This window comes from Nocardioides sp. NBC_00163, assembly GCF_045206295.1.
Classification (GTDB): domain Bacteria; phylum Actinomycetota; class Actinomycetes; order Propionibacteriales; family Nocardioidaceae; genus Nocardioides.
This window is the reverse complement of sequence record NZ_CP108155.1, coordinates 4,942,755-4,953,530: the sequence shown is the minus strand read 5'-3', so window position 1 is coordinate 4,953,530 and position 10,776 is coordinate 4,942,755. Positions and strand designations below refer to the sequence as shown.

11 protein-coding genes are annotated in these 10,776 nt (G+C 69.3%); 3 read left to right on the top strand and 8 right to left on the bottom strand.

The genetic code is table 11. The annotated features are described in order from the left end of the window. Nucleotides 1-57: 57 nt before the first annotated feature. Nucleotides 58-588, bottom strand: a complete 531-nt coding sequence (locus tag OG801_RS23750; protein WP_406031644.1) for a hypothetical protein — start codon at nt 586-588, stop codon at nt 58-60. A 138-nt stretch (nt 589-726) separates the two neighbouring features. On the opposite strand from OG801_RS23750, the gene OG801_RS23745 reads away from it, so the two are divergent. Continuing rightward, nucleotides 727-1,413 carry a hypothetical protein gene (locus OG801_RS23745; protein ID WP_406031643.1) on the top strand — a complete coding sequence of 229 codons (687 nt, stop codon included), beginning with the start codon at nt 727-729 and terminating at the stop codon, nt 1,411-1,413. A gap of 85 nt (nt 1,414-1,498) precedes the next feature. Here the strand turns inward: OG801_RS23745 and OG801_RS23740 are convergent, their stop codons facing one another. Both OG801_RS23740 and OG801_RS23735 read right to left on the bottom strand, forming a co-directional pair. Further along, complete coding sequence (locus OG801_RS23740) at nt 1,499-2,449, bottom strand: ATP-binding protein (RefSeq protein ID WP_406031642.1); 951 nt, start codon at nt 2,447-2,449, stop codon at nt 1,499-1,501. Nucleotides 2,450-2,507: 58 nt separating this feature from the next. Then, entirely contained in the window at nt 2,508-3,056 is a 549-nt protein-coding gene (locus OG801_RS23735) for a CGNR zinc finger domain-containing protein (RefSeq protein WP_406031641.1), read from the bottom strand. A gap of 26 nt (nt 3,057-3,082) precedes the next feature. Between OG801_RS23735 and OG801_RS23730 the strand changes: the two genes are divergently transcribed. Further along, a complete protein-coding gene (locus OG801_RS23730) occupies nt 3,083-3,277 on the top strand; it encodes a hypothetical protein (protein WP_406031640.1) in 195 nt (64 codons plus the stop codon). Nucleotides 3,278-3,307: 30 nt separating this feature from the next. Here the strand turns inward: OG801_RS23730 and OG801_RS23725 are convergent, their stop codons facing one another. Beyond that, nucleotides 3,308-3,883 (bottom strand): TetR/AcrR family transcriptional regulator, encoded by a 576-nt coding sequence (locus OG801_RS23725; protein WP_406031639.1) that lies wholly within the window; start codon nt 3,881-3,883, stop codon nt 3,308-3,310. A gap of 33 nt (nt 3,884-3,916) precedes the next feature. On the opposite strand from OG801_RS23725, the gene OG801_RS23720 reads away from it, so the two are divergent. Beyond that, nucleotides 3,917-4,324 (top strand): nuclear transport factor 2 family protein, encoded by a 408-nt coding sequence (locus OG801_RS23720; protein WP_406031638.1) that lies wholly within the window; start codon nt 3,917-3,919, stop codon nt 4,322-4,324. A gap of 1 nt (nt 4,325) precedes the next feature. Here the strand turns inward: OG801_RS23720 and smc are convergent, their stop codons facing one another. The 4 genes from smc to OG801_RS23700 all read right to left on the bottom strand — a co-directional run bounded on the left by smc (nt 4,326) and on the right by OG801_RS23700 (nt 10,696). Beyond that, entirely contained in the window at nt 4,326-7,865 is a 3,540-nt protein-coding gene (gene smc, locus OG801_RS23715; protein ID WP_406031637.1) for a chromosome segregation protein SMC, read from the bottom strand. A 288-nt stretch (nt 7,866-8,153) separates the two neighbouring features. Continuing rightward, nucleotides 8,154-9,269 (bottom strand): polysaccharide pyruvyl transferase family protein, encoded by a 1,116-nt coding sequence (locus OG801_RS23710; RefSeq protein ID WP_406031636.1) that lies wholly within the window; start codon nt 9,267-9,269, stop codon nt 8,154-8,156. 243 nt (nt 9,270-9,512) lie between these two features. Continuing rightward, the gene (locus OG801_RS23705; RefSeq protein WP_141803713.1) at nt 9,513-9,710 is read right to left on the bottom strand and encodes a hypothetical protein; all 198 of its coding nucleotides are present in this window, start codon (nt 9,708-9,710) and stop codon (nt 9,513-9,515) included. 182 nt (nt 9,711-9,892) lie between these two features. Next, on the bottom strand, nt 9,893-10,696 hold the full coding sequence (locus OG801_RS23700) for a DUF6576 domain-containing protein (RefSeq protein ID WP_355020103.1): 804 nt from the start codon (nt 10,694-10,696) through the stop codon (nt 9,893-9,895). Nucleotides 10,697-10,776 lie beyond the last annotated feature (80 nt).

The following is a 10,776-nucleotide window of genomic DNA, read 5'->3' as shown; positions in this document are numbered from 1 at the left end:
TCATCGAACCCACCCCTCCTGGTGGCCCTCGAGCGGACGTCCGTCCTTGGCTACACGTCAGTAGCCAAAGCCGCCTCCGTTGTCATCCGGCGTGGACGATTCCGACGGGGCCGAGGACCCGTCGGTCCGCGCCGCCGCCCACACGAACTGGGTGCCCTGGAAATCATCCGTGAAGCCGTCACCCTGGAGCTCGCCGGCGCCCTCCTCGACGAAGGTGTACAGCGGCAGGCCGTCGTACGTCAGCTGTGACGATCCGTCGGGACGCTCCACCATCCCGAACTTGCCGTCAAGCGTGGAGTTCGCCGCGTCGACGTCGGCGTCGGACGCGACGAGCGGCTCCCAGAAATCCGCGCAGGTGTCGACGCAGTGGATCTGTCCATCCTTCTCGACCTCTGCGGTGTAGAGCGTGTGCCCCTCGGCATCGGTGAGCACGTCGGTGTCGTCGACCTCGGCCACAGAAACGAGCGCTGATCCGCCGCCGGCGTCCGATCCATCCGCGCCGTCGTCGCTGCCGCAACCCGCGGCGAAGAGTGCCGTGGCAGCAGCCGCAAGTACGGCCCTAGCCAGGAAGAAAGTAGAAGGTCTCATACCAGGTACACGGGCCAACCCGCACCGCGGTTCATCGAAACCAGGAGACCGTACGTCGGTGCGCTGGTAACACCCGACCCTGAGAGCCGGGGTTGATCGCGGCCGCGCGTCGGCGCATGCTCGGAGTAGGAGGTTGCGATGAAGCCCTCACGCATTCCCGACGGCATCCCGGTCCTGTCACCTGGCCGGCATCGAACGCCACGACGCGGCGCATGCTTCATGGAGCTCGCCTCGGTGCTCGCCGGTGAGCGGTGGAGCGATCATCCGTCCTGCACTCATCCCTTGCTCGCCCATCTAGCAAGGCTGGTGAACGATCACACCAGCGACGGCGGACGCCAGCAGCTGGCACCACTCATCCCCTCGGTCGTGGGCCGACGCGGAAACGACCGGACATGGCTCGCGGTCGCGGTCGCAGTAGCGGCGCAGGCCATCTCCGACGTCCCCGAAGCGAAGCAGCGCCCGCTGGCAGCTGGGCTGCTTCAAGCTGAGCGTTTGTGCGCGGATGCCGAGCCCGATCTGGCGGCCACCCGGCGGGAGACCCAGCTCGCGCTCGCGATGGTTCCTGGCGCGGTTGCCTGGGTCGATCGTCTTGGGATCCGAAGCCGGATCGACGCCAAGACCTTCGCCAGGCGTTGCGCGCCGACGATGGTCCAGTGCGCCGTCGATGGGGTCGTGGCGAGCGCCAGCCCCGATCATGACGGACGGCTGGGCGCTCTGCTCGAGGTCGGCATCGCGGCTTGTCCCGCGCCAGACTCGGAGATCGCCGCACCTGCATTCACAGGTACCCAGAGCCTTGCTATGGCGTCCCCGCGCCCAGTGGAGTAGACAAGCGCGGGAACCTCGTCAATATCCGCTCTTGCCCTTCGGCCTCGGCGGAAACCGTCGTCGGGCCCAAAGGCCTGATCAACCGTCACCCAGCGCCGTCTCTCGCCTTCGCCCACTCGTCGTACGGCACCGGGTCGGCGTCGTTCTCCGCCTGGCCGACGATGCTCTCGGTGAACCAGGTCCGCAGCGAGACCATCTCCGGCGTGGAGCGCAGGGTGAGCAGCTGGTGGGTCTCGCTGAGCTCGTCGGCCAGGTTGTCCGCGGCCAGCAGCTCACGCAGCATCGGGGCCATCTCACGAGGGAGGGTCATCTCGATGTCGACATACTCCAGGCCCGCCGCGGCTGCATCCAGGGCGGTACGCCGGCCCATGTGCCGCGCGAAGGCCGGTCGCGTCACCAGACGCTCGATGAGCTCGCCGAGCTCGCGCGGCGGGGTCGGGCCGTCTTTGGAGTCGATGAGCTGGAGCTCACGGACGAGATCGTCGAGGCGCTGGTCGATCTGGAGCCCCAGCTGCACCGGGCAGGCGGGGAGCCGCACGGTGACCCAGTCCGCGGGAAGGGCGGCCGGCTCCGGCATCGCCTGCTCGCCGTACTCCACCATCGGAGGCCGTACGTCGTGCTCGACGCCGTCGCCGGCGAGCTCGGCCCAGATCCGTCGCCCTTCGACGCGCTCCTCGATCCCCCACGACTCCGCCAGCACCGACACGATCGCCAACCCGCGCCCGGTGGTGCCCTGGCTCTCGAGGGGAGGAGGGGCCACTGCCGGGAGCGGGACCAGCGCGCCGTCGTCCTCGACGCTGAGCCGTACGCCCGGCTCGAGGTCACGCAGACGGACGTGCATATAGGGGCTGCCGCTGTGCAGGGCGGAGTTCGCCGCCATCTCGGTGACGCACAGGGCGGCATCGTCGACGAGATGCCCGCGCCCCCACTCCACGAGCCCGTCGGTGACGAATCTGCGCGCACCAGGCACGCTCGCGGTCTCCGCCGCAAGGCGCACCCGCAGCTCGGGGCGGCCTCCGTCGGACACGGACTTCATGGGGTCAGTGTGCCTCGCGCCAGCCCCAGCCGTCAGCGACTCGACCTGACAGCTCTGATCAGTGGGGGGTCAGCGAGCGCCGGGCGCGGTGCCGGCGGACCGCGGCGCGATTGGCGCAGCGGACCGAGCAGTAGCGCTGCCGTCCGTTGCGGGTGACGTCCACGACCACCGCAGCGCATGGATCCCCCTCGACCTCCCCGGCAGCACACCGGCTCAGGCGATGGATGCCCCGAGTGGTCAGGTGCAGCGCCGTGCCCACGCTGATCACCGCTCGCAGCACGTCGGGAAGCGAATCGTTGACGTCGTCGCGGTAGTGGATGTGCCACCCTTCCCGCCCATGGTCGGTCAGCCTCGGGTACGCAGTCGCCTGCGCCATCAGCTCGTTGAGCAACCGCGCCCTCTCGCCCGGCTCCGACGCATCGACGACGCGAAGCCACTCATCGATCACCAGCCGGGTACGCCTGTGGTCGTCTGGAGACTCAGCGAAGTCCATCGTCATCCCGAACTCCCGGGTCCGGGCCTCGATCCCGACCCGGTCCTCGGGCCAGTCGTCGGCGAGCGAGGCGGCCATGAGCACGGCGTACTCACCGTAAGGGTTGAGATGCATAAGACCATTACAGCACAGTGGTGATCATGACCGACAGCGCAACAGAGGAGTCCCGGCGCACGGACGCCACCCACGACCACGGCTGGCTCACCGAGTCCAGCCATCAGACTTCGGAGGGCCAAGTCGTCTACGTGCGCTGCGCAGTCTGCGGCGTACGCCGCGTCGACCTCCAGCCTCACCCGCACCTGCCGCCGCGGCCGCTGAGCCGCGAGCAGGGGTGACAGGAGGAGCGTCCCTCCGGAAGTGCCGTATCAGTCGAGCGCTCGCAGCACCAGTGCCACCGCGCGTTCGCCGCCCAGGGGATGGACGTAAGCCGCGTGCGCGGCCGCGACGATCGCGGTCAGGTCGCGCTCGTCGACGTCCGCATGGACAACGCCCGCGTTATGAGCACGAGACAGAAGGACAGCCATCGCGCGATCGAGGTCAGCGACCGGACCGGACACCGCGGTGTCGATGTCGCCGGCACGAACCCGCAGGCGGGCGGCGAGCTCGTGGGTCGCCGCTCCTTCGGTGACCAGGTGCACCAGAAAGGCACGCAGGGCCGTGCCGGGGTCGTCGGACTCTGCGTACGACGACGCCGTGGCGACGAGATCCTCAACCGCCGCCGCGAGCACCGTCTCGACCAGATCGGCCTTGGTGGCGAAGTGCCGGTGGACGGTGCCTGCACCGACACCGGCACGCCGGGCGATCTCGTCAAGGGACACGTCAGGCCCTTCGGTCGTGAACGCGGCGCGCGCCGCGGCCACCACCTTCGCGCGGTTGGCGACCGCGTCCGCACGGAGCGGAGCGCTTGAAACGGGGCGTGCGCCCCGTTTAGGGTGAGTCATATCCAGATTCTTCCATGGAGCTCAGGAGCCCAGATGCCACTCACGACCGCGGACCGGCTGGCCATCCACGAGCTGGTGTCCCTACACGGCCACCTGGCCGACGACGGGCGCTCCGAAGATCTTGGGCTGCTGATGACGCCCGAGGCGTCGTATGACGTGACCGCCTATGGCCTAGGGGTGGTCACGGGGCTGCCGGCGCTCATCGAGCTCTTCGCCTCCGGGCCCGGCGACCAGCCCGTCGGTCACCACGTCACCAACGTGATAGTCACAGCCGATCCCGACCGCGACGACCGGGCCAGCGTGCGCTCCAAGGGGCTCTCGGTCATGGCGAACGGACGTACGGGCACGGTCGTCTACGAGGACGACGTGGTGCGAACGGCCAGCGGCTGGCGCATCAGCGCTCGGATCGTCGTTCCGTCGCGGCCAACGCGTCAGGCGTGAGTCAGGCAGGCTGGGCGTCGCGGAGGCGCTGCGAGATGACGGTGGTGACACCGTCGCCGCGCATGGTGACGCCGTAGAGGGCGTCGCCGACCTCCATGGTGCGCTTCTGGTGGGTGATGACGAGCAGCTGTGAGGACTCGCGCAGCTCCTCGTAGATCTCCAGGAGCCGGCCGAGGTTGGTGTCGTCGAGCGCGGCCTCGACCTCGTCGAGGATGTAGAACGGCGAGGGGCGCGCCTTGAAGAGCGAGACCAGGAACGCGACGGCCACCAGGGACCGCTCGCCACCGGAGAGCAGCGAGAGCCGCTTGACCTTCTTGCCCGGCGGCCGCGCCTCGACCTCGATGCCGGTGGTGAGCATGTTGTCCGGGTCGGTGAGCACGAGCCTGCCCTCACCTCCCGGGAAGAGCCGCGCGAAGACGTGGTCGAAGGCGACGCGTACGTCCTCCCAGGCCTCGGTGAAGACCTGCTCGACGCGGTTGTCGACCTCCTTGACGATGTCGAGGAGGTCCTTGCGGGTCTGCTTGAGGTCCTCGAGCTGCTCGGTGAGGAACTTGTGGCGCTCCTCCATGGCGGCGAACTCCTCGAGGGCGAGGGGGTTGACCTTGCCCAGCGCACGCAGGTTCTTCTCGGCGATCTTGAGCCGCTTGGCCTGCTCGGCACGGACGTACGGGATCGGCTCGCGCTCGTTGCCGTCCTCGTCGGGGTGCTGCGGGACCAGCTGGTCGGGGCCGTAGTCCTTCACGATCGCCTCGGCGTCGAGGCCGAGCTCCTCGAGGATCCGCTCCTCGAGCTGCTCGATCCGCATCCGCTGCTGTGCGCGGGCCATCTCGTCACGGTGGACGGAGTTGACCAGCTCCTCGAGCTCCTTGCCGAGGTTGCGCAGCAGCGAGCGGCACTCGCGCAGCGCCTGCTCACGTCCGGCGCGGGACTCCTCGATCTCGGTGCGGGCCCGGGCGGCCTGCTGCACCGAGAGCTCCAGACGGTCCAGCGCGTACGCCACCGCGGTGCCGACCGCTCGCGCGGCCTCGCCTTCGCGACGCATCTGCTCACGGCGGGCGGCCGCCTTGGCGCGCTGCTCACGCTCCTGACGGGCGGCGCGGAGCAGCCCTTCGGCGCGGCCTGCCAGCGCGCGGGCGCGCTCCTCGGAGGTACGCAGCGCCAACCGCGCGTCCATCTCGCGCTGTCGTGCGTCGCGGGCGGCCTGGGCCAGCTCGTCGCGGGCGCCGATGTCGGGCTCGTCCTCGGGGTCCTCCTCGGCCATCGCGAGGCGCTCCTCGAGCTCGGCGAGCCCGGCGACGGCGTTCTCGCGCGCCTCCTGCGCCTGCTCGACGGCGGCCAGCAGCCGCTCGGCCTCGCCGCGAGCCGCACGCGACTGCGCCCCGAACTGGCCGAGCTCCTCGGCCACGGCGGCCAGGGTCGCGTCGGACTCGTGCAGCTTGGCCAGCGCCACGTCGACCCGCTTCTGCGCGGCCAGCCGCTCGGCCTCGAGCCGGGAGGTCTCGAACGTGGCCCGCTCGGAGACCGCGTGGGCCTCGGCGAGCTGGGCGGTGGCCTCGTCGACCGCGGCCTGCACCTCGATCAGGCTGGGCACGCTGGAGGAGCCGCCGGAGGCGACGTGGGCGCCGATCAGGTCGCCCTCACGGGTCACCGCGGTGACCTCGGGGTCCTCCCCCACGAGCGCCTGAGCGGTGGCGAGGTCCTCGACCACCGCGACCTTGTCGAGCAGCCGCGCCACCGCGGGCCGCAGCACCGGCTGGCACTCGACCACGTCCAGCGCGTACTCGGCGCCGGAGGGCAGCGCCGGCCAACCGCCGGTCTCCCCGGGCGAGCCGCCCAGGAGCAGCCCGGCGCGGCCGAGGTCCTCGGCCTTGAGGTGCTCGATCGCCCCGACGGCACGCTCCGCGGACTCGACGACGACCGCATCCGACGCGGTGCCGAGCGCCGCCGCGATCGCGGCCTCGTAGCCGGAGCGCACCGCCAGCAGCGACGCGACCGACCCCAGCACCCCGGGAAGGTCGGAACCGAGCAGCGCGCCGGCGCCGTCCTTGCGGTTCAGACCCATCTCCAGCGCGTCCTTGCGGGCGGCCAGGGTGGAGCGGTCACGGTCGGCCTGCTGCGCCTCGGCCTGCAGCTTGGCCAGTCGCTCCTCGATGTCGTCGAGGGCCGCGGCGGCGGCCTCGTGCTCGGCGTCGAGGCCCTCCTCCCCCGCGTCCAGCCCGGCGACCTTGGTCTCCAGGGCGGTGAAGTCGCGCTGGGCCCGCTCGGCGCGCGCCAGCGCCTCCTCACGAGCAGCGGTCAGGCGCCCGACCTCGTCATCGGCGGCAGCGGCCCGCGACTTGAGCGCGTTGACCTGACCGGTCAACCGGGCCAGCCCCTCGCGACGGTCGGCGGCGGCGCGCTCGAGCCCCTTGACCCGGCGCTCCTCCTCGGCCGCCGCATCCTCCGCTTCCTTACGAGACTCGACGGCCTCCTCGAGGGAGTAGCGCAGCTCCTCGACCTCGGCGTCGGCGGTCTCCTCCTGCTCGCGCGCCACCTCGGCCTGGGCCTCAAGCTCCTCGGGGTCGCGCCCCTGGCGCACCTCCAGGTCCTCGGAGCCGGCCGCGTTGCGCACCCGCTCGGAGGCCAGCGACTGGGTGCCTCGCAGCCGCTCGCGCAGCGAGTTCAGCGCGAACCAGGTTTCCTGGGCGGCGGCCAGCGCCGGGAGGTCCTCGCGCAGCGCCGCCTCGAGCACGGCCTCCTGCTCCCGTCCCTCCGTGATGGTCTCCTCGACCTCGGCACGCCGGGCCAGCAGCGCACCCTCGTCGGCGAGCTCCTTGTCGAGCTCGGTCTTGGCGGTGACCAGGTCGTCGGCGTAGATGCGGGCCTTGGCGTCGCGTACGTCCATCTGCACCGTCTGCGCCTGCCGGGCGACCTCCGCCTGGCGGCCGAGCGGCTTGAGCTGGCGGCGGATCTCGACGAGCAGGTCCTGGAGCCGGTCCAGGTTGACCTGCGTGGAGTCGAGCTTGCGCAGCGCCTTCTCCTTGCGCTTGCGGTGCTTGAGGACGCCGGCGGCCTCCTCGATGAAGCCGCGGCGGTCCTCCGGGGTCGCGCGCAGGATCGTGTCGAGCTGGCCCTGGCCGACGATGACGTGCATCTCGCGGCCGATACCGGAGTCACTGAGCAGGTCCTGGACGTCCAGCAGCCGGCAGGATTGTCCGTTGATGGCGTACTCCGAGCCGCCGTTGCGGAACATCGTGCGCGAGATGGTGACCTCGGCGTACTCGATCGGCAGCGCCCCGTCGGTGTTGTCGATGGTCAGCGAGACCTCGGCGCGGCCCAGCGGGGCGCGCCCGGCCGTACCGGCGAAGATGACGTCCTCCATCTTGCCGCCACGCAGGCTCTTGGCACCCTGCTCACCCATGACCCAGGCGAGCGCGTCGACCACGTTGGACTTGCCCGAGCCGTTGGGGCCGACGATGCAGGTGATCCCTGGTTCGAGCTCGAGGGTCGTCGCGGAGGCGAACGACTTGAAACCCTTCAGCGTCAGACGCTTGAGGTACATCGGCTTCTCCCCCGGCTCAGGACCACGTGGTCGTACACAGTTCGCAACACATCAGCGTGGCTGAGGTGAGCCAGCAAATCTAATCGCCGCTGCTCAGGGGAACCCCAGCGGGTCGAGGATAACCCGCCGGGCCTGTCGATCTGGGGACCTCGAGGTCGAGCCCGCTGGTCGAGCCGCCGGAGCCGCTAGGCGGAGGCGTGTCGAGACCAACACGGTCGGCTCAGGCTCGATAGGACCGTGTTGGTCTCGACACGCTCGCTGGCGCTCGCGGCTCGACCAGCGGAATCTTCAGAGCCCCAACGTCCGCTTCACCTCGGCCCGCAGCTCCCGCAGATGGGCGTCCGCGGCCGTACGCAGACCAGCGACCGCCTCGGGGTCCGGGATGACGCGCTCGGTGAACCGCTCGGCCAGGTCGGCGGCGTCGAAGGCGGAGACGTTGGCCTCCAGCCCGATGCGCTTCATGAAGTTGCGGTTCTTGTTGGTCGCGATCATCACGATCGACGGCACGCCGTACATCGTGGCCACCACCGAGCCGTGGAACTTCATGCTCGCGAACGCGGTGCACTCCCCGATCGCCCGGGTGAGCTCGTCGAGGTCTTCGGTGTAGACGACCTCCTTGCCCGGGATGTCGAGGTCGTCGGCGTTGGCCACGTCGCGGCGACCGACCTCCATCGTGCCGAGGATGAGGTGACGTACGCGCCACCCCTCCGCGATCGCCTTGCCGGCCATCTCCTCGACGCGTGAGTAGTCGTCGGGCTCGTCCAGGTTGGGCCGGTAGCGGGTGACCACGCCGAGGATCGGCGCCCCCTCGGGCTTGGCCGCCGGAGGGAGGTCCAGCGAGCAGACCATGTCGGGAGCGACCTTGATGTCGAGGTCGGCGGAGATGTTGTCGAGGATCCAGTCGGCGGTCGGCTGGTCGCGTACGCCGATGAACTTCACGTTCGGGTGCTCGAGGAACTTCTTGTGCCTCTCGATGATGTGGGGCTTGATCTCGGTGTTGCGGTAGATCGGGACCCCGACACCGACCACGAAGACCGGCTTGGCCAGCATCTTGTGGTTGAAGTAGCGCGGGTCCGCCTGCCACGACTGCAGGATGTCCCCGCCCCCGATGAGGATGGCGTCCACCTCGTCGACGATCTCGGGCAGCGGCCGGTCGTAGTAGGGCTTGGTCATGTTGTCGGCCAGCACCCGCAGCTCGAACTCCTCGCCGAAGTACTGCTCGTAGACCGACAGGAACAGCTCGTCGCCGTAGTTGCCCGCCCCGAAGAACCCGGCGAGACCGATGACCGGCTTGCGGCCCCGTCGCTCACGGCGGGCCAGCGCCGCCCTGATCTGCTCCTTGAGCGGGGCGGGAAGGCGGCGAGCCGCGGACCGCAGGACCGGGTGATGGCGCAACGAGGACAACGGAGAGCTCCTGGGGGATCACGAAACGGGCCGCCGACGGCGGCGAACCGCGCGAGCGTAGCGACGCCGGGTTGTCCCCGACGCCCATCGGCCGAACCTGAGGTGAACGCTCGGCGACCATCTACCCCGGTGGTCGAGCTCGTCGAGACCCCGAAAAGGCTGAAACCGACCCTGAATACCAGAGTCGGTTCCCCCTGAACGAGAAATGGCTCTCGCTCATGGTGTTGCAGAGTTGCCCGCAGGTCAGGCGGGCTGCATCTCCTGCATCGAGGTGTCCAGGTCTGCGGTGTGAGCCGCGACCAGAGCGTCGTTCTCCGTCTTCAGAGTGAGAACGAGATCCTCGAGCTCACGCACACGTGCACGCAACCGAGCATTCTCGGCGGTGAGGTGGGCGGGAGTCCGCAGGTCGCTGCTCATGTAACCGATCAGCGCCTTCGCCATGAATACGTTTCCTTCGTTGGAATCACTAGAAGTTCCCGCGATACCGGGCCGTCTACAAGAGTGACACCGTTATCGACAAGCGTCAACGTCACGCGTCCAAAGCCGGGACCTCCGACCATGCATTCACCGCGAATACGGCCGAAACTTGAGTGGATCGCACTCAACTTCGGCTGATCTCCGCCTCAGCCGCGGCGTCGGCGCTCCCGCAGCTGCATGAGCTCCTTCTTCTCCTTGCTGGTCAGCGAGTCGGCCCCCTCGGCGTGGATCTTGTCGAGGAGCTCATCCATCCGCTGGTCGTCCTTGGAGACGGTCGAGGACTCCCAGGGACCGGTGACAACGGTCGGGCCCGACTTACGCTTCTTGGCCTTGGCGGGCTTCGCCGGCTTCGGCTGGCCCGGGCCGCCAGCCACCTGCGGGATCCAGGGGAACCGGTCGAGCAGCCCGAACTGACGCGCCACGAAGGCGTTGACGAAGAGGCCGACGACGAAGACCAGCAGCATCACCCAGCTGCGGTAGCCGAGGTACTGGATCAGCTGGATGCCGACAAGGATCACGCCGAAGAGCCAGGCCGGGATGTTGAACATGAACATCCGGTCGGGCCACTGCGCGATCCACAGCAGCACCACCATCATCTCGAGCATCCCGAGACCGGCGAGAACGTACGTCGGGTCCAGCACCGCGCCGAAGAGGACAGCCAGGAACGAGAGCACCCCGGTGAACGCCACCAGCAGCCAGGCGAACCGAACCTTGCCGAGCTCGTTCCGCTCGAGGTCGGAGCCGAAGTACCAGAAGAAGAAGATCGCCAGGACGTCGAAGATGCTGAACTGCGGGTAGGCGAACGGCCAGGTGAACAGCGTCCACAGCTTGAGCTCGGCGAGGTTGGGCTGGATCAGGGCCAGCCCGGCCAGCACACCCTGTCCACCCATCACGGCGAAGAGGATCAGCCCGACGATGCTCGCGAAGACCACGAGCCACGTCGTGGTCACCCCCAATGAACCGATGTGGAACCAAGGCTCGTGGGGGTAACGACCGCCTGGGGTCAACCGGAAACGTTCTCGCACGGGGC

What these genes read in the sequence shown, in the direction of transcription:
- OG801_RS23750 (WP_406031644.1), bottom strand. Translation starts at nt 588, where the DNA reads ATGAGACCTTCTACTTTCTTCCTGGCTAGGGCCGTACTTGCGGCTGCT.
- OG801_RS23745 (WP_406031643.1), top strand. Translation starts at nt 727, where the DNA reads ATGAAGCCCTCACGCATTCCCGACGGCATCCCGGTCCTGTCACCTGGC.
- OG801_RS23740 (WP_406031642.1), bottom strand. Translation starts at nt 2,449, where the DNA reads ATGAAGTCCGTGTCCGACGGAGGCCGCCCCGAGCTGCGGGTGCGCCTT.
- OG801_RS23735 (WP_406031641.1), bottom strand. Translation starts at nt 3,056, where the DNA reads ATGCATCTCAACCCTTACGGTGAGTACGCCGTGCTCATGGCCGCCTCG.
- OG801_RS23730 (WP_406031640.1), top strand. Translation starts at nt 3,083, where the DNA reads ATGACCGACAGCGCAACAGAGGAGTCCCGGCGCACGGACGCCACCCAC.
- OG801_RS23725 (WP_406031639.1), bottom strand. Translation starts at nt 3,883, where the DNA reads ATGACTCACCCTAAACGGGGCGCACGCCCCGTTTCAAGCGCTCCGCTC.
- OG801_RS23720 (WP_406031638.1), top strand. Translation starts at nt 3,917, where the DNA reads ATGCCACTCACGACCGCGGACCGGCTGGCCATCCACGAGCTGGTGTCC.
- smc (WP_406031637.1), bottom strand. Translation starts at nt 7,865, where the DNA reads ATGTACCTCAAGCGTCTGACGCTGAAGGGTTTCAAGTCGTTCGCCTCC.
- OG801_RS23705 (WP_141803713.1), bottom strand. Translation starts at nt 9,710, where the DNA reads ATGGCGAAGGCGCTGATCGGTTACATGAGCAGCGACCTGCGGACTCCC.